This is a genomic window from Aerococcus sp. 150760013-2, from assembly GCF_053627715.1.
This window is the reverse complement of the sequence record NZ_JBSEYI010000005.1, coordinates 23,883-44,532: the sequence shown is the minus strand read 5'-3', so window position 1 is coordinate 44,532 and position 20,650 is coordinate 23,883. Positions and strand designations below refer to the sequence as shown.

The following is a 20,650-nucleotide window of genomic DNA, read 5'->3' as shown; positions in this document are numbered from 1 at the left end:
TGTTGTAAGTAAAGTAGGAGGCATGTTAATAAATGTTAGAAGTGCGGGCAGCATTGGTGAGAGAGTGGATTGAAGAAGCAACAGCTTACATACATGATCAATTGGATGGTGAAATAGAAATCCAGAGTAAATCAAACCGAAAAGATTTGGTCACCAGTGTAGATAAGGAAGTCGAATTATTATTTAGACAGAAGATTGCAGAGAACTTTCCAGATGACCGTTATATCGGTGAGGAGAAAATGGGGGACACCCCGTCCAATCTGGCTGGCGGTGTGTGGATTGTAGACCCTATTGATGGGACAGCCAATTTTGTCTTACAACAAAATCACTTTGCCATCATGGTCGCTTACTACGAAGACGGCCTTGGAAAGCTAGGTGTCGTGTACGACGTGATGAATGACGATTATTTTGAAGCCACCGCTGGTCAAGGTATTAAACGAAACGGCCAAGTCTTTCAACCACCATTCAAGGACAAAATCCTAAAAGACTCTTTGATCGCGGTCAATGGGGGTATGGTCATGACTGACGCTTATAAAGTACAAGAACTAGTCAAAGAATCTATGGGTCTTCGCATTTATGGGTCAGCGGGCATTGAAATCATCGCCTTGTTGAAGGGTGAAATCGCCGCTTACGTATCACCAAGGCTGCAACCCTGGGACATTGCTGCCGGCCAAGTCTTGGCAAACGAAGTGGGCATTCAAGTGTCGCAATTTACTGGCGAACCGGTTGATTTATTAAACCAAAATCGGGTATTAGCAGCCTACCCGTCAGCATACCGACGAATGATTGAAAATTTGAAGGGTTCAAGATAAGCAAGCATTGTACTTTTCATATCAAGAGGGACTTGAACTTTGTGATTTATTTGGTCGACATAATCGAAAAAACTAGTAATTTCAATTGATAAGTGATACGATATTATGGCGGTTTTATTACGAGAAACTTTGTTAAAGTTTATAACTATGGGTTTTACGGTAAAACGGTTTCATAAACTTGACAAATAATTGATACAAATTTTGTATTTATTATATAAATGGAGGAATTTTTAAAAATGGCAAAACGTGAAGATATTCGTAATGTTGCAATCATTGCCCACGTTGACCACGGTAAAACTACTTTGGTTAACCAATTGTTGGAACAATCAGATACCTTAGATGAACGTACAAAAATTGATGAGCGTGCAATGGACTCTAACGATATCGAGAAAGAACGTGGTATCACCATCCTAGCTAAGAATACAGCTGTAAACTACAAGGGTCACCACATTAACATCATGGATACTCCAGGACATGCGGACTTCGGTGGTGAAGTTGAGCGTATCATGACAATGGTAGACGGTGTAGTTTTAGTTGTAGATGCTTATGAAGGTACAATGCCGCAAACGCGTTTTGTATTGAAAAAAGCGTTCGAAGCGAACTTAACACCAATCGTTGTTGTAAACAAAATTGATAAACCATCAGCTCGTCCATCAGAAGTTGTTGACGAAGTATTAGACTTGTTTATCGAATTAGGTGCAGATGATGAAATGTTAGACTTCCCAGTAGTATACGCTTCAGCTTTAAGTGGTACTTCAAGTCTTTCTGACGATCCAGCTGACCAATCAGAAACAATGGACCCAATCTTCGATACAATTCTTGATGAAATCCCAGCACCAGTTGATAACTCTGAAGAAGGTTTACAATTCCAAGTATCATTACTAGACTATAACGACTATGTTGGTCGTATCGGTATTGGTCGTGTATTCCGCGGTACTATCCGTGTAGGGGACCAAGTTACCTTAATGAAACTTGACGGAACTGAGAAAAACTTCCGTGTAACAAAACTATTTGGTTTCTTAGGTTTAGAGCGTGTTGAAATTAACGAAGCGAAAGCCGGAGAGCTTATTGCCGTTTCTGGTATGGAAGATATTTTCGTTGGGGAAACAGTTGTAGATTCAAGCATCAAAGAGGCTTTAGAGCCATTACGTATTGATGAACCAACATTACAAATGACTTTCTTAACAAACGATTCACCATTCGCAGGTCAAGAAGGTAAACACGTAACTTCTCGTAAACTAGAAGAACGTTTACGTTACGAATTACATACTGACGTTTCATTACGAGTAGACAATACAGAATCTCCGGATGCATGGATTGTTTCAGGTCGTGGTGAGCTTCACTTGTCTATCTTGATTGAAAACATGCGTCGTGAAGGTTACGAGTTACAAGTATCTCGTCCAGAAGTTATCATCCGTAACATCGACGGCGTGAAATCTGAACCATTCGAGTTAGTTCAAATCGATACACCTGAAGAATACCAAGGTTCAATTATCGACGCCTTAAACCAACGTCGTGGTACTATGGTAGACATGATCTCTACAGGTCTAGGTACAACTCGTTTAACTTACCATGTACCAGCTCGTGGTATGATTGGTTTCACAACTTACTTCATGTCATTAACACATGGTTATGGTATCTTGAACCATACATTTGACCACTATGCACCATACATTAACGAACCAATCGGTGGTCGTCGTAACGGTGCCTTAGTATCAACTGATACTGGTAAAGCAACTACTTACGGTATCATGCAAGTTGAGGACCGTGGTACAATCTTTGTTAACCCAGGTACACAAGTATACGGTGGTATGATTGTTGGTGAAAGTACACGTGAAAAAGATATTGTTGTAAACATTATCCGTTCTAAAAACTTAACTAATGTTCGTTCTTCAAACAAAGACCAAACAGCTTCAATCAAAACACCGAAACTACTGACACTTGAAGAATCATTAGAATTCATGAATGAAGATGAGTACTGTGAAGTAACACCAGAAAGCATTCGTTTACGTAAATCAATTTTAAACGAAGCTGAACGTGCAAAATCAGCTAAGAAAAAGAATCTAGGTTAATCAATACTCTATGAGGGTATAGAAGTAAATAAGATGATAAGGCGTGGACAAATTGTCTACGCCTTTTTTTGAGATTTAGATTGAGTAGTAGATCAGGTGCTAAAACCTCTTTTATTTTTTATAAAATGAAATAGGATGCCGTTAATGTAGAAGCGGATTATGCTATAATGGATAACTGAGTCATGGTTATCTATACCAATACTGACTTCTGGTAGCAATAAATGTATGGCATCATTTAAAATCCATAAAGGAGGGCGATTGTGTCAATGGAATCCAAGGAAAAAAAAGCCCAATCAAATAAGCAAAAACAAAAAGAAGCGAAAGTAAAGAAACAAGCAAAAAAAGAACGTAAAAAAGGCAAACAAGTTAAAGGTGGACCAAGCACGTTTCAGCGAATACTTGCGCATTGTGAGGATTTAAACGGAAAGATTTTGATACTATATGGCTTGTTATTAATAATTGGGTTACTGATGGTGACAACTGCTTCATCCTACCTAGCTACATCATCTGGACTGCCTACATACTACTATTTAGTGAGACAGGGCGGCTTTGCGGTTGTGGGTATGTTAGCTATCATTATAATTTATATTATCAAGCCAGAAATATGGCGACATCAACGTTTTCAAAGGATGTTATATTTAGGTATCACAGTCCTATTAGTTTTTACCTTCATATTTGGGGAAACTATTAATGGGGCTCAAGGTTGGATTGGCGTAGGCGCCTTCTCCATTCAACCCGTCGAGTTTGCAAAACCTGCCTTGGTTATCTTAGTAGCGAATTTTTTAGCTAAAGATGAAGTTCAGGCGGAGATTGCTGAAATAAACAGTCCATTTAAATTGATTACTCATTACAAAAAAGAGACGGCAGCTATTGGTATTTGGTTAACGCTCGTATTCTTCTTCCCTGATGTAGGTGGGGTGCTCATTCTTGGGTCTTTATTTGTCATCCTCCTATTGAATTCAGGTCTAACAATGAAATGGCTGACCAAAACAGTTCTAATAGCAATTATTATGTATATCGCAGTTATTATTGTCTTGAATCTATTTGATTTATCGCATATAGATAATTATCAGATTGCCCGCTTTACCTCTTTTATTAATCCATTCGCGGATGCACAGGATACAGGACTGCAATTAGTTTATGGCTATTATGCCTTATCAAATGGTGGGATCCTTGGCCGTGGTGCAGGAAACTCTATCCAAAAACTTGGCTACTTGCCTGAAGCGCATAATGATTTTATTATGGCAATTATTGGAGAGGAATTTGGTTTGTGGGGCGTGATGCTTGTACTTGTCTTGTACTTTTCACTAGTGGTTTATATCTTCCACAAGGCTATTAAAATGCGCCGTATATTTGACCAAACCGTTCTTGTTGGTGTTGGTTCATACTTTTTAATTCAAGCTTTTGTAAACTTGGGTGGGGTATTAGGCTTAATTCCCTTAACAGGTGTTACCTTCCCCTTCATGTCTTATGGAGGGTCTAGCCTTCTTGTAACGAGTATAATGACAGGTATCGCCTTATCCGTCATCGCCTCTGATCGTTCATGGCGGCGTAGTCTCCAGATGAAAAAGAAGCAAGCTCATCAAAATAGTCTGGCTGAAAATGAAAAATAACATCATCTCTAAGAGCAGATCTTTTAAAAGGTCTGTTTTTTTTATATTTACGGATAAAATTGAAAATCATTTCATTTTTATCCAGAAATAAACTTGCAAATTAAGTAAATGCAAAGGTAGATTCTAAAAGCGATTGCCAATAAGGGTTTTTATTACATTTGACTGATGCTGTTAAGCTTTATCAAACGAATTCTTTCATTATTCTGATATACATTAAGAGAACGATACTGAGGATGTAGGTGTCTATCTCTTAGGGCCTTAATACCATTCCTAACGGGGATTTTTGATAAAGATACCTAAATGACTTAGGTGACAAAGCCGTACTTGAAGTACAAAAGGGTGTTCAAGCTATATTTGGCGGTAAATCTGATATAATTAGCTAAAAAATCAACCAAATTTTAGGTCGAAAAGAATAAAATCAACAAAGAAGTTAGGTGTATAAATCCAGTTTCTTTTTGTTATAGGTTTCGTAATAGCTATCAATATTGATATAATATTCAGAGAGAAATGTAATCGGTTAGTTGATGATGAACTAGCGGTTACAATGGGAGGAGAAAGGGAATGAAACGTTTAATTTCGGCTAGTGCCAGTGAAATCAATAAGATGGATGCTAGTCAATTGAAACAAGCAATTTTTGCCAGTGAAGGACGGACAATTGTTGCTGAAACCGTAGTGACATCGCCACCTTTGATTCAAGGGCTGTCAAACCCTGAAGTGATGGCGACGTTTGGTGCAGACATCATTGTCTTGAATGAGTTAGATGTCTTCAACCCAGAAATTCCAGGTCTGGAAGTATTTGCGGGGTCAAAAGAGATCATCCGTGAATTGAAGCGATTAATCGGGCGATCGATCGCAATCAATTTGGAGCCTGTTGATGAAGAGCAGGAATTGCTTGAAAGTCGGGTGGCTTTAAATCCAGGTCGCTTAGTGTCTAAAGCGAGTTTACAAGCGGCGGATGATTTGGGTGTAGACATGATTTTACTGACAGGGAATCCAGCTACGGGCGTGACTATGTCAGCAATCAAGGCTGCTGTCAAAATGACGAAAAGCCATTTTTCAGGGCTAGTCCTTGCGGGTAAAATGCATGGGGCGGGGCTTACGGAGAGTATCGTCAATGAAGAGGCCTTGCTTGGTTTTATGGATGAGGGCGCTGATGGGGTCTTGATTCCGGCTGTGAATACGGTGCCTGGGGTGAATGAACTTGAAAACCAGGTGGTCACGAAAGGTGTGCATGCACGCGGTGGATTGGTGATGGCGACGATTGGGACTAGTCAAGAGTCTGCCCAAGCTTCGGTGATCGAGGCGATAGGTTTATCTAATAAACGTGTTGGCGTAGACTGTCACCACATTGGTGATGGTGCCTACGGTCGGATGCCTGATCCAGAAAATATCACCGCTTTGAGTTTGGCGGTGCGGGGTAAACGTCATACTTATTTTCGTATGGCTCAGTCCGTTAATCGTTAAACGTCATCAAAAAATATAAAAAACTGTCTTTATCAAAAGGGAGGATAAGATAATATGAAAAATTATTTACAAAATTTAGGGAAATCGATCATGCTACCGGTATCGATTTTACCTGTTGCTTCATTATTAATGGGGATAGGTTATTGGATTGATCCAGCTGGACTTTCTGGTGACGGGTCGAACCAAGCGGCTGTATTCCTGATTCAAGCAGGGACTGCCATTATCAACAATTTACCGATTCTATTTTCAGTCGGTATTGCTACTGGATTATCTAAGGATTCCAATGGGGCGGCTGGTTTATCAGGTTTAGTCGGTTACCTAATTGTAACAAACCTATTATCAACAGATGGTTTAAGTGTCTTACTCGACATGCCAGTTGAAGAAGTACCGATGGCTTTCGGCGCAACACAAAATGTCTTTATGGCCATTATTTCTGGTTCAGTATCGGCAGCCTTATATAACCGCTATTCAGGTACTAAATTGCCAACAGCGCTCGCATTCTTCTCAGGTAGACGGTTGATTCCAATCCTAACAGCAGGCGCTATGTTAATCATATCCTTACTGTTGTATTTCGTTTGGCCAGTAGCTTATGACGCTTTAGTAGCATTCGGTACTTTCATCTCAGGCCTTGGCGCGCTAGGTGCTGGTATTTACGGTTTCTTCAACAAGTTACTGATTCCAACTGGTCTACACCACGCCTTAAACTCAGTATTCTGGTTTGATTTAATTGGGATTAATGACATCGGAAACTTCTGGGCCTCTGAAGGGGTGAAAGGGGTTACTGGTATGTACCAAGCCGGCTTCTTCCCAATCATGATGTTCGGTTTACCTGGGGCAGCTTTAGCCATGTATAAAAACGCAGAATCAAAGGCTAAGAAAATTGCAGCTGGTACTATGATTGCTGGTGCTTTCGCTTCATTCTTTACAGGAATTACTGAACCACTAGAATTCTCATTTATGTTTGCAGCGCCAGGATTATACTTGGTTCACGCCTTCCTAACAGGGGTTTCAATGTTTGTCGCAGCAACCTTCCACTGGACCGCTGGATTTGGGTTCTCAGCAGGGTTAGTTGACTTTGCATTAAGCTTGAATGTGCCGATTGCTAACCAACCATTAATGCTGTTAGTTCTAGGTTTAGTGATGTTCGTGGTTTACTACTTTATCTTTGATTTTGCTATCCGTAAATTCGATTTTGCCACACCAGGACGCAGAGAAAATGCCGTAACTGAAGCAGCGATTACAGAATCTGATTCAGAAACTATTGCTGGCAAAGAGGGTGCTGCGTCCCAAGCTAGCGATGACAAATATTCACGCATGGCCAATGTCATCTTTGATGCCGTTGGTGGACAAGACAACATTCGAAGCTACTACAACTGTGCAACACGATTGCGTTTTGAATTAGATGATGTTGACCAAGTCGATCAAGCAAGAATCAAAGGTCTTGGTGTTCCGGGCGTCAATGTCTTAGACAAAAACCACCTACATGTCATTGTGGGTACAGACGTTCAATTCGTTGCCGATGAAATGAGAAGAATTAAAGCATAATTAATTTGAAAAAGAAGATGAGAAACTATATTCATCTTCTTTTTCAAATAGTCAGATATTCTTCCATCTTTCCCATCTCCTATGGTTTACTTTATATAAAAGGTGGACATTTTCTCTTATTAATATCTGGGATATTATCATTTGTTAATAACAAACTATACCTAGTCCTACCACTCATGAAGTTGAGATAGACAACATCTTGAGATATACTTCCCTTTGTTGTGATGTCGATATAGATAACAACTGTGGTGTTATAGAGATTGCTCTACCCGAAAAAAACATTGAAGAAAGACATAAATTACCTCAAAAAAATTGTCGTTAATATTTCTATTAAGGAGTCAAACGTGAAAAAAATAATAATTTTAATTTTTTGTTTATTAACTTTTAGTCTAGGTGGATGTACTAAAAAAACTTTATCCAATTTTGAAGGGACTTATAAATATGGTCAACCATTGGCAATTATTTTTAAGGACAGTGAAAGTATTCAAAAACTGGGAGAATTAGATGATAAAGAACTTATAAATACTTATGTTGATTGGATTGAAAATCCAGAAGAGATTCCAAATGTTGAAAAAACAGATGATTCATTTAACAACAGACAATCCTGGAGAGTAGATTCTGACGATAATATCTATCTAACAAATGAAGATAGCACAACTTCCAAAGATTCATTAAAAAATGATATAGCCTATAAAAATGCATTTATCTCAGTAAATAAAGGGTCAAATAATGTTCCAAATAATACATATTTATTCAATAAAAATAATTTATTTGTCATATTTACTAGCGAAATTCAGGGAGAAGATATTTTAGTTATTACTAAATACTTTAAAGAAGATTCTGAAGAATATTCTAATAGGGAGTCAGAATTTATTGCTGAATCAAAAATTGAAGCTAGAAAAGCCGAAGAAACCAGTAAGCAAGCAGCAGCTGAAACTAGCAAGGCCGAAGAAAGCAGTAAGCAAGCAGCAGCTGAAACTAGCAAAGCCGAAGAAAGTAGAAAGCAAGCAGTGGTTGAATCTAAAACAAAGACAAAAGAAGAACAGAAGATAAAGGAAAAAAACTCATCTGATATCAGTTCGGATAAGACATCTAATTACAGTAGTACTAGTGAACCAAGTTATTCCGAAGGTACCTATAATGATTTTTCTTCCTATAATGAATCAATCAAAGTAATAGATGAAGATATTAAAACGGCTTTAGTTGTTGTGACTCAAAAAGCAGTAAGAGAAAACGAAGGTTTAAGTGATATCTCTTGGCCATGGGGTCATGATGACTATAATATAAAAGAGATTGCACCAGAGATGTATTCTACTCAAGGTACATTTGAACATAAAGGCATAATCTATAATTTTGAATTAATTATTATCATGAGAGAGGATACGACTGGATATATCTATTTCTATAATGTTTACTAAGATCAAATAAAATATGTAAAATGAAGGGAATATCATATAGGATTTTTTGATTCTAAAGAAGAAAAAAGAGTTGAAATAAAGGGCCCCCGGTAGTTAGACTAATTTATGAGTGTTGGCTAAGTAAATCAAGCTAAAATTAAAGGACTTGGTGTCAATGTCTTAGACAAAAATCACTTGCATGTTATTGTCGGGACAGATGTTCAATTTGTTGCAGATGAAATGAGAAAAATTAAAGCATAATTAATTTGAAAAAGAAGATGGGTATACAAATCCAGCTTCTTTTTTTACGGCCAAAACGATCAAGAATAAAATAATATCTAAATAAATGATCTTTAATAGTTTTTAATAATTATGATAATAAAATGAGATTTCTTTCATTTTTCTATATCAAAATTGTTCAAAATATGGCAAACTATGATACAATTGGCAAGTGTAAACAAGCGTCAAGTAGTTAGAGACGTAAGAGAGGGAGTTACTATAAATGATCAAAAAAGTATTAGTTGCGAACCGTGGAGAAATCGCAATCCGTATTTTCCGAGCGTGTTTTGAACTAGGAATTAGTACAGTCGCAGTTTATTCACAAGAAGATGAAGGATCAGTTCACCGTTTCAAGGCGGATGAGTCTTATTTATTGTCTAAGGATAAAAAGGCTGTGGAAGCTTATTTAGATATCGAATCGATTATTCAAATTGCGAAAGATGTGAATGCCGACGCAATTCACCCTGGTTACGGCTTCCTGTCTGAAAATACTGAATTTGCGCGTCGTTGTGAGGAAGAGGGCATCAAGTTTATCGGTCCTTCACACGAAATTTTAGATATGTTCGGGGATAAAGTAAAAGCTCGTGAAGCAGCTAAAAAAGCGAATATTCCGTTGATTCCAGGTTCTGATGGACCAGTTGAAAGTCTTGAAGAAGTGGTTGAATTTGGTAAAACTGCTGGTTACCCAATTATCATCAAAGCTGCCCTAGGTGGTGGTGGACGTGGTATGCGTGTGGTACGTTCAGAAGATGAAGTAGCAGAACAATACCGTCTAGCGGTTTCTGAAGCGACTAAAGCTTTTGGTTCAGGTGAAGCCTACGTTGAGAAATACGTAGAAGGACCTAAACATATTGAAGTTCAAATCATGGCAGATGAGCAAGGAAACACTATGCATTTATGGGAACGTGACTGTTCAGTTCAACGTCGTCACCAAAAAGTGGTTGAGGTTGCGCCAACTGTAAACATGTCAATGGAACTACGTAACCGTATCTGTAATTCTGCCCGTGACTTCTTAGATTCAGTGGACTACGCTAATGCCGGAACTGTTGAGTTCTTGTTAGATGGCGATGACTTCTACTTTATCGAAGTAAACCCTCGTGTCCAAGTAGAACATACAATTACAGAGCAAATCACTGGTGTGGACATTGTCCAAACACAGATCCGTGTTGCAGCAGGTGAAAGCTTAAGTGAAATTGGTTTACCAGCACAAGAAGACTTACCATTAAATGGTTTTGCAATCCAATGTCGTGTAACTACAGAGGATCCAAATAACAACTTCTTCCCAGATACAGGTAAAATCAACACTTACCGTTCTCCAGGCGGTTTTGGTGTCCGTTTAGATGCGGGTAATGGTTTCCAAAACACGGTCGTTAGTCCGTACTTTGACTCAATGATCGCTAAGTTAATCACTTACGGTACAGATTTCGAAGATACGGTAGCAAAAACAGACCGTGCCTTAAGAGAGTATCGTGTGCGTGGTGTTAAGAACAATATTCCGTTCTTGCGTAACGTTGTAAATCATCCTGTTTTCCAAGAGGGTACTGCAAACACTGTATTCATCGACAATACACCTGAATTGTTCAACTTCCCTAAAGAACGAAACCGTGACCGAGGAAACAAAGTCTTACAATACATCGGGGACATTTCTGTAAATGGTTTCCCAGGTATTGAAAATGAAAAAGCAGAATTCTTAACGATTCCAACACCTAAGATTGAATTGGTGGACCGTAGTGGTTTATCTGCTAAACAAATTTTAGACCGTGATGGCGCAAAAGGTGTACAAGAATTTATTAAAAATTCAAATGACTTATTATTAACAGATACGACAATGCGCGATGCACACCAATCATTGATTGCGACTCGTATGCGTACGCGTGACATGGTGAAACCAGCTAAAATTATGGAAGATGCTTTGCCAAACCTATTCTCTATGGAAGTTTGGGGTGGGGCGACATTTGATGCAGCCTTCCGTTTCTTAACTGAAAACCCTTGGAGCCGTCTAGAGCAGTTGCGTGAAGCAATGCCAAATACCTTGTTACAAATGTTATTCCGTGGTTCAAATGCGGTTGGTTATACTTCATACCCAGATAATACTTTGAAAGCTTTCATTGACCAGGCTGCAGCTTCAGGAATTGACGTCTTCCGTGTGTTTGACTCATTAAACTGGACTAAACAAATTGAAAAACCAATTCAATATGTGAAAGATGCTGGTAAGATCGCTGAAGCGACAATGTGTTATACAGGTGATATCTTAAATCCAGAGCGTACTAAGTATTCTCTAGACTACTATGTAAATTTAGCCAAAGAGTTACAAGCTATGGGCGCAGATATTATTGCAGTTAAAGATATGGCTGGTTTATTAAAACCACAAGCAGCTTATGCTTTAATTTCAGAATTGAAAGACCATATCGATGTGCCAATTCATTTACACACGCATGATACAGCAGGTAACGGTATCTTAACTTACACTGAAGCATCACGTGCAGGTGTAGACATTGTGGATGTGGCAAGTTCTGCATTTGCTTCAACAACATCACAACCATCTATGCAATCACTATATTATGCGATGGAGTATAACGACCGTAAACCAAATATCCATGTACAAAATGCAGAGAAAATTAACCAATACTGGTTAGGTGTGCGTTCTTACTACGATGAATTCACTTCAGGTTTAGAGGGTCCAGAAACTGAAATCTACAATACAGAGATGCCTGGTGGTCAATATACAAACTTACAACAACAAGCTAAATCTGTTGGTTTGGGTAGTCGTTGGGACGAAGTAAAACAAATGTATCATGATGTAAACTTCTTGTTTGGTGATATCGTTAAAGTTACCCCTTCATCTAAAGTTGTTGGTGATATGGCCTTGTTTATGGTTCAAAATGACCTAACAATTGATAAATTCTTCGCAGAAGGGAAAAAATACGACTTCCCTCAATCTGTTATCGATTTATTTAAAGGTAAAATCGGTCAACCAGAAGGTGGATTCCCGCAAGATGTATCTGACATCATCTTAAAAGGTGAAGAGGCTTCTACTGATCGTCCAGGTGAACACTTAGCGCCAATTGATTTTGAAGCTACTCGTCAAGAATTGATTGCTAAATTAGGTGATGAAGATGTAGACGACCAAGATGTCTTATCTTACATTATGTATCCTGATGTTTTTGTAGACTACCGTCATAAACTTGAACGTTATTCTGACGTTTCAATCATCCCAACACCAAGCTTCTTCTATGGTATGAAGACTGGTGAAACTGTGAATGTTGAAATTCAAAAGGGTAAGGTCTTATACATCCGCTTAATCCAAATTGGTGAGTTGGATGAAACTGGTCAACGGATTGTCTTCTTTGAATTTAACGGACAATCTCGTGAAATTATAGTACATGACGCCAATGCTAAAACAACGGCTGCTGTTCGTCGTAAGGCTGATCACGGCAATATAAACCATATTGCAGCGACAATGCCTGGTACAATCCTTGATGTTCAGGTGCAACAAGGTGATGAAATTGAAGAAGGTCAATTACTGTTGATTTCTGAAGCCATGAAGATGGAGACTACTTTGAAAGCACCACGTAAGGCTGTTGTGAAAGAATTACTTGTTGCCAACGGCGACCAAGTAAATTCTGGTGACTTGCTATTAGTATTGGAATAAAATAAGAGGTAAGAATAGCGGGCCAGCAAGTTGAGGCCCGTTATTTTGCCATACAAAGGTTTAGGGGTTACGGACTTTGGAATTCCTGTTATAATGAAATTAAAGCGAGTGATTAAAGGAAGTCGATGATATGAGTATTTATGATGAAAGACAGTCACGGCAAGCGTTGATTGTGTGGATGTATTCTAATAAAAAGGTGAAACAGTTACAGAAGTATGGATTCGTTTATTATGTCTCGCGGAAGATGAAGTATGCGGTTTTGTATACGGATGTGTCGGAAGCGGACCATATTCAAAAGAATCTTGAGAAGTTACATTTCGTGCGTCAGGTGGATGTGTCTCCTAGACAGGCGATGGCGACGGATTATGCGACGGCTTTTGATGCCTATGCGGCAGACTTGATGGCCAAGAAGGATTCGGATGATAAAGATCGTTTGAATGAGCGGTATGCTTAATATATAATCAAATATATAGTAAATGAAAGTTTGAAGGGACCTTGGGATTGAATGTGCCCAGGGTCCTTTTTCAATAATTGGAGGAGAGTCAGGATGGAGTTTGCACCATTTTTCTATTTGGAACTTAAAGAACATATTTTAGATGTGCCTTATACCTTGGCTAAGCGGCGAATTCGTGTCCTCTTACCTAAGGACTATGAAGAAAATACAGATAAGCATTATCCCGTAGTTTATATGCATGACGGACAGAATGTGTTTCATTCCAGGGAAGCTTTTTCGAAACATTCTTGGAAAACAATTCACGCGGTCAAGCGGAATCCGGATTTACCAAGTATGATTATTGTCGGCATTGATAATGGCGAGGAGACACGGACCTTGGAATACCTACCGTGGACGGTTAAAGAAGCTTATGATTCAAGCCTATCTGGTCAAGGGGGACGGGGCGCTGAATTTTCTGAATTTGTGGTGACTATAGTCAAAGATTTTGTCGACAAACACTACCGGACTATACCGGACGCTGCCCACACGGCAATGATTGGGTCTTCCTTTGGGGCGACCATTTCCACGTATCTTGGCGCTGCCTATAAAGATCAAATTGGTCGTTTAGGGATTTTTTCTTTGACCAATTGGGCCGTTGCGCAAGATTTTGACCGCTATATCCAGCGAATTACTTTGCCCAAAGATCAACGAATTTATATTGAATGTGGTACTGAAGAAGGCGATGAAGTGGATGAGATGATTATTGGTCCATATACTGAACAAGCTTATATTACGGATGCCATTAAATATAGCCAACAGGTGATTCAGGCAGGTGTGGCGCCAGAGAATGTGTCCTTGAATATTTTCCATGGGGACGAACATTCAGAAGAATATTGGTCTAAGCACCTACCAGATTGTCTACGATTTATTACACAGGGCTGGCCATTATAAACTTTTATGATTTGGTTAATATTTGTTGGGTATTCTAAAAGAATTTAAACTTATCATTTATATAAATTTAGATAAATGACAATTTTACAACTGAAAGTTTACTCTTTATGACTTAATCGTATTTTAACGACTATGTCTTGGAAAATATTTATTGTCAAAATAAGAATACTGTAAATATCGATATGAGGATTTACATAGTCAATTTAGTTATTTAACTAAATCGACCATGCAAACCCTCTTTTTTTGTGGAAAATTTGAGATGACTATTATTTTTAAGGATAATAATTAGTTTTGAAAAAATGACTAAAATAAGAAATCTTAACTTTTTTATACTATGTTTATAAAATTGATGCGCATCAATTTTATATCTTTCAAAAATGAATACACTGTAGTTGTACAAAAGTATAGGAGGGGTTTATATGCAACAGATTATTTTGAAACATAAAAATCATATTACAGTTATCAGTGGTTTACTTATTATTATAGGTTTTATTGCACATTTCATTTTTACTAATACGGTTATCTTTAACAGTGCTTTTATCATTGCTTCCATATTGGGTGTTATGCCCATTGCAATACAGGCTTATCAGGCTATGAAAGTAAAAGTAGTGAGTATTGATGTTTTAGTAACGATAGCGGTTATTGGTGCTTTCTTTATTCAAAATTACGAAGAGTCAGCTATTGTTACTTTTTTATTTTTATTTGGCTCATATTTAGAGCAGCGTACACTTAAGCAAACACGATCTGCGATTAAAGAGTTGACAGAAATGGCTCCAGAGACTGCTTTTAAGCAATTGAACGAGGGGCAATTTGAAGAAGTAGATATTGATGAAGTAGAGGAAGGAGATATTCTTTTAGTAAAAACTGGGGCTAAGATTCCAGTAGATGGTAGGGTAACCACTGGGAAGGGACATGTAAATGAGGCTAATATCACTGGCGAATCTTTACCTCTAAAGAAAGAAAAAGGTGACGAAGTATTTGCCGGTACCATTATGGATAATGGGACTATTCAAATAGTCGCTGATAGAATTGGGGAGGATTCTACATTTGGTCGAATTATTGAATTAGTAGAAGAGGCACAAGATTCTAAATCGGAAGCTGAGCGATTTATTGACCAGTTCTCTCGTTGGTATACACCTGTAGTACTTTTCATTGGGTTATTAGTTTGGGTATTAACCAAAGATACGGCACTAGCAGTTACTGTATTAGTACTTGGTTGCCCAGGTGCCTTGGTCATTGGTGTACCGGTTTCAAATGTGGCGGGTATAGGAAATGGTGCAAAGAATGGTATTTTGTTTAAAGGTTCTGAAGTGATTAGTCATTTTGCGAATGTAGATACAGTCCTATTTGATAAAACAGGTACCTTAACTGAAGGAAAGCCTGAAGTGGGCGAATTTGTTTACTATGGAAATAATCAAGAGGAGGATTTGTCTCTACTATTCTCGGTTGAAAGGGAATCTGATCATCCCTTAGCAGACGCTATTACGAATAAGTTAGCGCAATATAAACTACGACCTGTAGAGCGTACACAGGTTATAAAAGGTGGGGGCATAATTGCTCACGTTGATGGACACATCGTTGCAGTAGGGAATAAAAACTTAATGGAACAAGAAAGGATACCACTATCTGCTGATGTGCTTAAAAAATTAGATACATTAGAAAGAGACGGTAGTTCAATTGTATTAACAGCAGTTGATCATCAGTTAATGATTTTAATGGGAATCCGTGACCAAGTTCGACCAGGTGTTAAACAAGACCTACAAAAATTAAAATCACTTGGTGTTAAAAATCTCATTGTATTATCAGGGGATAATCAAGGTACTGTTAATTTAGTTAAAAAGGAGCTAGGATTAACCGAAGCCCATGGCGATATGCTGCCTGAGGATAAGCAGTCATTTCTAAAAGAAAGACAGTCTACTGGTGAAATTGTTGCGTTTATTGGTGATGGTGTGAATGATAGCCCTTCTCTAGCTACTGCAGAAGTAGGGATAGCTATGGGAAATGGAACAGATGCAGCCATTGAAAGTTCAGATATTGTTTTGATGAATTCCAATTTTAATCGTCTCCCCCATGCTTTAGGCTTAGCTAAAGGGACATATGCGAATATGCGACAAAATATTCTTATTGCTGTTGGTGTGGTGATAATATTACTCTTTAGTTTAATATTCAGTGAATGGATGTCTATGTCAATTGGTATGTTAGTTCACGAGGCAAGTATTTTGGTTGTTATTTTAAATGCAATGAGATTAAGAGGATATCAATTAAAATAATTGATCTGTATCAATTATTTTAAAAAAAATACCTTATATAATTTATTTAAAGGAGTGATAGATATGACTAAAGCAACATTAAAATTAGAAACATTAACTTGTCCATCATGTTTACAAAAAATTGAAAGTGGTTTAAAACAGACCGCTGGTGTAGAAAAGGATTCTGTAAAAGTACTGTTTAATGCAAGTAAGGTAAAGGTGGATTTCGATGAAAAACAAGTCAATTTGAGTACAATTGAAAACGCTATTGAAAACTTAGGATATTCCGTTATTAGTTCAAAAGTAAAGGAAGGTTTATAAAATGACAACAGTAAACGAAAGACAAGAAAAATTAGCTGCTGAACAAGCCTATAAAGAACACATTCACCATACCAAGATTAATGCTGCAGCTGTTACAGATCATATACTGGCCAATATTCATACCTTACATGTAAAATTACATCAATATCACTGGTATGTAAAAGGGGCAAATTTCTATTCATTGCATGAGTTATTTGAAAAACTGTATAATGAGAATGAAACATGGTTTGATAAAATTGCAGAACGTTTACTAGCTTCGGGATTTAAGCCAGCATCAACAACTGCTGAATTTCAGGAATTTACAATAATTTCTGAAGATCCGTCTGAAAAATATTATTCTGCTGAAGAAATGGTCTTGCAGTTAGTAGAAGATTTTAGAACTAATCGTGAATTTACCGTTCGTGCATTGCGTTTAGCTCAAGAAGAAGCAGATGATGCGTTAGAGGATTTACTAATTAGTTATAAAGATTATTTAGATGTAAATATTTGGCAACTTCAAGCCTTTGTTAATAAGGATGCGTTAGAAGACGATGATTATATAGATAACGATTAATTAGGAGGAAAGTTGTATGGCACACCATCATCACCATAGTCATGTAGATTGTATACGGTTAGTACCAATTTTTAACCATCTAAACGAAGAACAAATGAGTTTAATTGCACAATCAGCGCATGAAGTACATTATGCAAAGAATGCGTTGTTATTTGGAAATGGTGATAAAGATGACACATTATATATCGTAAATAATGGGCGTGTACGTATTTATAACTTAAATGAATCCGGTCGTGAACAAACGGTACGCATACTAAATCCTGGTGATTTTATGGGCGAAGTGGCTATTTTTCAAACTGACAGTTACCATTCTAATTATGCTGAAGCAATATCAGAAGTAAGCATATGCAGAATCCATAAAAAAGATATGGATAACTATCTAGACATTTACCCAGAAATTATGAGACGAATACTTTCAGATGTTACGAAACGTTTACAGGTATCAGAAAAGCAAACGATGCAGGTTGGTATGGAGCAGGTAGAGTCTCGTATTATTAATTTTCTAGCAGAATATGTTGAAGATGAGGAAAATCATACTTATGTGACATTACCAATGTCAAAAAAAGAACTAGCTTCTTATTTGGGTACAACGCCCGAAACAATAAGTCGGAAATTCTCTTCGTTAGAGGATAAAGGTTTAATTAAACAACATACACATAAATATATTGAGATATTTGATCTAGATCAATTGCTATTTACTTTAGATTAATAATGGCCATATAGATACTTCGCTTTTATAAGAAAGATAATTCTGTATGGAAAATGATAATGTACATATTTATAAGATCTGATGCAATGAAGAATTTATAGGATGATAGTGTTGGCAGGGAGTCTTAGAGGATACCGCCAACACTATTTTTTTGATAACTAATGCTAAAAAAAACGAGAAATTCTACCATCATTAAATTAATCACAAAAAATGATAGGAAATTCTCGCAGAAAATATGTTTATTAACATTACCCATTTAGTAGAAAGATGAAATTATTACTTTTGTACTGAAAATGAGGGTGATAGAGAAGAAAATTAGAAACAGATTATCGATGTCATATTAAGCTAAATTAGATGTAGATTTCCGGTGTTGTCGAGTCTGTGGCTAGAGCATGACATCGATAATATAAGTGTACATATTGTAGATATATTAAGTGATCGAAGAAAAGTTCATCTGCTAAACTATTTCCTTGCCTATCCATTGCAGACAAGGAAATATGTAAAAAGTGTAGGGTCTGACATGTTTACGCCATATATGGAAATTATTCCAGTATTATTATTGATTATCATAGATGAAAAATTCAAAAGGTTCAGTACTTTTTGAACCATCAAACGGTTCAAATAGACCGGGTTGATGATAAGTTATGTTACCTGCACGGTGCATGCCTTTGTGGTCATAGAAAGGATAATTACATGAAGAGTCAGTGAATAGGTAGTAATTTTCCACATTTTTAGCTTCAAAATAATCTTTAGCGGCTTGGAATAATTTGCTGCCGATTCCTAGACCTTGAAAATTTGGATCCATAATAAATAAAACGATGCGACCATCATAGGCGGTACTTGCTTGCGCTTTTTCTAGTAATTTTGCATCGTATTCACTTTCTATTTTCATCCGGTCATAAAAATAGTCGGCAATTTCCTGACCTTGTGCGTGGATAGTTGCAGCTGCATCAACTGTTGACCGCATTAACATCCGTCCGTATTTAGGTTCTGAGTCAGCAGACGCTAAGATAACGCCAGCGATTTGTCCATCTACCTCAGCCACTGTTGCCATTGAGGCATCACTCAATGAGTTGTTTAAGTTTAAGTCAACGTAAGCGTTAGTTGCCTTCGGATATTCTTCATAGTCTGATTGAAACCAAGCGCCTCGGTTTAATGCGTGTAATGCTGGATAGTCTGCAGCTTGGGCAGATCTTAAAGTAACTTCTTGTGTCATAAAACACCTCCACTTTCTATTCTAACCGATGAGCATATTAAGTTCAAATGATATAGAGTGACCGTTATGTGGGGCTTTAAGAGGGGGAATGAATGCGTTTCCCATAACTTAGATGCAATTGCTTTTAGATAGATTACCGCTTATAATGAATGAGAGATTCTAATCAAAAATTAATATAAAATATAAGCAAAAGACCTTGAGCGGAGGAGCTTACATGAATTTTATTGTGACATCACCTTTTTATCCAGAGAATTTTCAATTATTTACTAACCGGTTAAAACAGCAAGGGTTCAACGTTCTTGGCATCGGTCAGGAACCCTATGATCAATTATCTCAATCTTTAAAAGATGATTTGACTGAATACTACAAAGTCAACGACTTAGAAAATACTGAAGAAGTCAAAAAAGCCGTTGCGTATTTATTTTTCAAGCACGGAAAAATTGACCGCATTGAGTCGCAAAATGAGCATTGGTTGAATTTGGAAGCTGAGATTCGGGAACAGTTTAATATTCCTGGCAACAAGCCCAAAGATTTGCGCAAGGTTAAATTTAAGTCTGAAATGAAGAAATTATTCGCCAAGGCAGGGGTTCCAGCTGTCCCTGGAAAGATAGCCAATAAGAAGGGGACGGTTAAGCGAATTGTAAAAGAATTGGGTTTACCCTTAGTGGCTAAACCCAATTCAGGTGTTGGTTCTTCAGGGACATACAAGTTAAAAGACCAAGGAGCAGTGGATAAATTTATTGCAGAGTGGGATGAGAAGGAGGCCTATTTCTTTGAGCCTTATATTGAAAATGCAAAATTACTATCTTATGACGGTTTAATCGACCAAAATGGTGAAATTGTCTTTGAAACAAGCTTGTATTACCGTGACCCAACTTTGGAGGTATTAAAGTACCAATTAGACTACGGCTATATTATTCAAAAGGAAATTCCAGAAAAATTACGGGCGTACGGTCAAGCTATCGTCAAACAATTTGGTATGAAGGAGCGGTTCTTCCATATTGAATTCTTTGAAAACGGGGACGACTACCTAGTGGTTGAATACAACAACCGAGTGGCCGGTGGTTATGCTATTGATATGTATAACTATGCCAATCATGTGGATTTATTCCGTCAATTTGCCCGCATTGTGGACGGTCAACCTTTTGAAACACCGACTGTACCTGCTCGTTATTGCGTGGCTATTACTCACCGTGATCAAAATACGTATGCCCACGATGAAGCGGCTATACGCAGTCATTACGGCGACCGTTTTGTCTTCTCAAAACGTTTACCAGATGCTTTTGCGGCCTTACAAGGTAACCAATTCTATGGTATTTTAGCGGATACAGAAGAGGAGGTTGAAGATATCTTCAACTACGTCCACCAACATAAAGAAGGCTAG

16 protein-coding genes are annotated in these 20,650 nt (G+C 37.7%); 15 read left to right on the top strand and 1 reads right to left on the bottom strand.

Translation table 11 applies throughout. The features are described from left to right. Window positions 1-32 precede the first annotated feature (32 nt). The 14 genes from ACUW85_RS03645 (at window position 33) to ACUW85_RS03580 (ending at window position 18,654) form a co-directional block, all read left to right on the top strand. The gene (locus ACUW85_RS03645; RefSeq protein ID WP_048726278.1) at window positions 33-812 is read left to right on the top strand and encodes an inositol monophosphatase family protein; all 780 of its coding nucleotides are present in this window, start codon (window positions 33-35) and stop codon (window positions 810-812) included. Window positions 813-1,048: 236 nt separating this feature from the next. After that, window positions 1,049-2,884: a translational GTPase TypA gene (typA, locus tag ACUW85_RS03640; protein ID WP_016896710.1), complete on the top strand. Its 1,836-nt coding sequence runs from the start codon at window positions 1,049-1,051 to the stop codon at window positions 2,882-2,884. Between the two features lie 266 nt (window positions 2,885-3,150). After that, window positions 3,151-4,497 carry an FtsW/RodA/SpoVE family cell cycle protein gene (locus tag ACUW85_RS03635; RefSeq protein WP_220456904.1) on the top strand — a complete coding sequence of 449 codons (1,347 nt, stop codon included), beginning with the start codon at window positions 3,151-3,153 and terminating at the stop codon, window positions 4,495-4,497. Between the two features lie 561 nt (window positions 4,498-5,058). Continuing rightward, window positions 5,059-5,961 carry a DUF7916 family protein gene (locus tag ACUW85_RS03630; protein WP_182023245.1) on the top strand — a complete coding sequence of 301 codons (903 nt, stop codon included), beginning with the start codon at window positions 5,059-5,061 and terminating at the stop codon, window positions 5,959-5,961. 54 nt (window positions 5,962-6,015) lie between these two features. After that, window positions 6,016-7,506 carry an N-acetylglucosamine-specific PTS transporter subunit IIBC gene (gene nagE / locus ACUW85_RS03625; protein WP_182023244.1) on the top strand — a complete coding sequence of 497 codons (1,491 nt, stop codon included), beginning with the start codon at window positions 6,016-6,018 and terminating at the stop codon, window positions 7,504-7,506. 344 nt (window positions 7,507-7,850) lie between these two features. Further along, window positions 7,851-8,924 carry a cell envelope integrity protein TolA gene (locus ACUW85_RS03620; RefSeq protein WP_182023243.1) on the top strand — a complete coding sequence of 358 codons (1,074 nt, stop codon included), beginning with the start codon at window positions 7,851-7,853 and terminating at the stop codon, window positions 8,922-8,924. A 481-nt stretch (window positions 8,925-9,405) separates the two neighbouring features. Continuing rightward, a complete protein-coding gene (locus ACUW85_RS03615; protein ID WP_182023242.1) occupies window positions 9,406-12,834 on the top strand; it encodes a pyruvate carboxylase in 3,429 nt (1,142 codons plus the stop codon). A 130-nt stretch (window positions 12,835-12,964) separates the two neighbouring features. Continuing rightward, a complete protein-coding gene (locus ACUW85_RS03610; RefSeq protein WP_026466410.1) occupies window positions 12,965-13,288 on the top strand; it encodes a YlbG family protein in 324 nt (107 codons plus the stop codon). Window positions 13,289-13,381: 93 nt separating this feature from the next. Continuing rightward, window positions 13,382-14,218, top strand: a complete 837-nt coding sequence (locus ACUW85_RS03605; protein WP_182023241.1) for an alpha/beta hydrolase — start codon at window positions 13,382-13,384, stop codon at window positions 14,216-14,218. A gap of 419 nt (window positions 14,219-14,637) precedes the next feature. Then, on the top strand, window positions 14,638-16,488 hold the full coding sequence (locus ACUW85_RS03600; RefSeq protein WP_182023240.1) for a heavy metal translocating P-type ATPase: 1,851 nt from the start codon (window positions 14,638-14,640) through the stop codon (window positions 16,486-16,488). Window positions 16,489-16,551: 63 nt separating this feature from the next. Continuing rightward, window positions 16,552-16,788 (top strand): heavy-metal-associated domain-containing protein, encoded by a 237-nt coding sequence (locus ACUW85_RS03595; protein ID WP_149256232.1) that lies wholly within the window; start codon window positions 16,552-16,554, stop codon window positions 16,786-16,788. 1 nt (window position 16,789) lies between these two features. Then, a complete protein-coding gene (locus ACUW85_RS03590) occupies window positions 16,790-17,341 on the top strand; it encodes a Dps family protein (protein WP_149314747.1) in 552 nt (183 codons plus the stop codon). Window positions 17,342-17,357: 16 nt separating this feature from the next. Continuing rightward, window positions 17,358-18,050 (top strand): Crp/Fnr family transcriptional regulator, encoded by a 693-nt coding sequence (locus ACUW85_RS03585; protein WP_048726303.1) that lies wholly within the window; start codon window positions 17,358-17,360, stop codon window positions 18,048-18,050. A gap of 367 nt (window positions 18,051-18,417) precedes the next feature. Next, window positions 18,418-18,654, top strand: coding sequence for a transposase (locus tag ACUW85_RS03580; RefSeq protein WP_182023239.1), 237 nt, complete (start codon window positions 18,418-18,420; stop codon window positions 18,652-18,654). On the opposite strand, the gene ACUW85_RS03575 is transcribed toward ACUW85_RS03580, so the two are convergent. Continuing rightward, window positions 18,607-19,266 carry a GNAT family N-acetyltransferase gene (locus ACUW85_RS03575; protein ID WP_182023238.1) on the bottom strand — a complete coding sequence of 220 codons (660 nt, stop codon included), beginning with the start codon at window positions 19,264-19,266 and terminating at the stop codon, window positions 18,607-18,609. The genes ACUW85_RS03580 and ACUW85_RS03575 overlap by 48 nt on opposite strands. Window positions 19,267-19,480: 214 nt before the next feature. Between ACUW85_RS03575 and ACUW85_RS03570 the strand changes: the two genes are divergently transcribed. After that, entirely contained in the window at window positions 19,481-20,650 is a 1,170-nt protein-coding gene (locus ACUW85_RS03570) for an ATP-grasp domain-containing protein (RefSeq protein ID WP_182023237.1), read from the top strand.

What these genes read in the sequence shown, in the direction of transcription:
- ACUW85_RS03635 (WP_220456904.1), top strand. Translation starts at nt 3,151, where the DNA reads ATGGAATCCAAGGAAAAAAAAGCCCAATCAAATAAGCAAAAACAAAAA.
- ACUW85_RS03630 (WP_182023245.1), top strand. Translation starts at nt 5,059, where the DNA reads ATGAAACGTTTAATTTCGGCTAGTGCCAGTGAAATCAATAAGATGGAT.
- ACUW85_RS03605 (WP_182023241.1), top strand. Translation starts at nt 13,382, where the DNA reads ATGGAGTTTGCACCATTTTTCTATTTGGAACTTAAAGAACATATTTTA.
- ACUW85_RS03585 (WP_048726303.1), top strand. Translation starts at nt 17,358, where the DNA reads ATGGCACACCATCATCACCATAGTCATGTAGATTGTATACGGTTAGTA.
- nagE (WP_182023244.1), top strand. Translation starts at nt 6,016, where the DNA reads ATGAAAAATTATTTACAAAATTTAGGGAAATCGATCATGCTACCGGTA.
- ACUW85_RS03595 (WP_149256232.1), top strand. Translation starts at nt 16,552, where the DNA reads ATGACTAAAGCAACATTAAAATTAGAAACATTAACTTGTCCATCATGT.
- ACUW85_RS03575 (WP_182023238.1), bottom strand. Translation starts at nt 19,266, where the DNA reads ATGACACAAGAAGTTACTTTAAGATCTGCCCAAGCTGCAGACTATCCA.
- ACUW85_RS03645 (WP_048726278.1), top strand. Translation starts at nt 33, where the DNA reads ATGTTAGAAGTGCGGGCAGCATTGGTGAGAGAGTGGATTGAAGAAGCA.
- typA (WP_016896710.1), top strand. Translation starts at nt 1,049, where the DNA reads ATGGCAAAACGTGAAGATATTCGTAATGTTGCAATCATTGCCCACGTT.
- ACUW85_RS03615 (WP_182023242.1), top strand. Translation starts at nt 9,406, where the DNA reads ATGATCAAAAAAGTATTAGTTGCGAACCGTGGAGAAATCGCAATCCGT.
- ACUW85_RS03570 (WP_182023237.1), top strand. Translation starts at nt 19,481, where the DNA reads ATGAATTTTATTGTGACATCACCTTTTTATCCAGAGAATTTTCAATTA.
- ACUW85_RS03600 (WP_182023240.1), top strand. Translation starts at nt 14,638, where the DNA reads ATGCAACAGATTATTTTGAAACATAAAAATCATATTACAGTTATCAGT.
- ACUW85_RS03590 (WP_149314747.1), top strand. Translation starts at nt 16,790, where the DNA reads ATGACAACAGTAAACGAAAGACAAGAAAAATTAGCTGCTGAACAAGCC.
- ACUW85_RS03610 (WP_026466410.1), top strand. Translation starts at nt 12,965, where the DNA reads ATGAGTATTTATGATGAAAGACAGTCACGGCAAGCGTTGATTGTGTGG.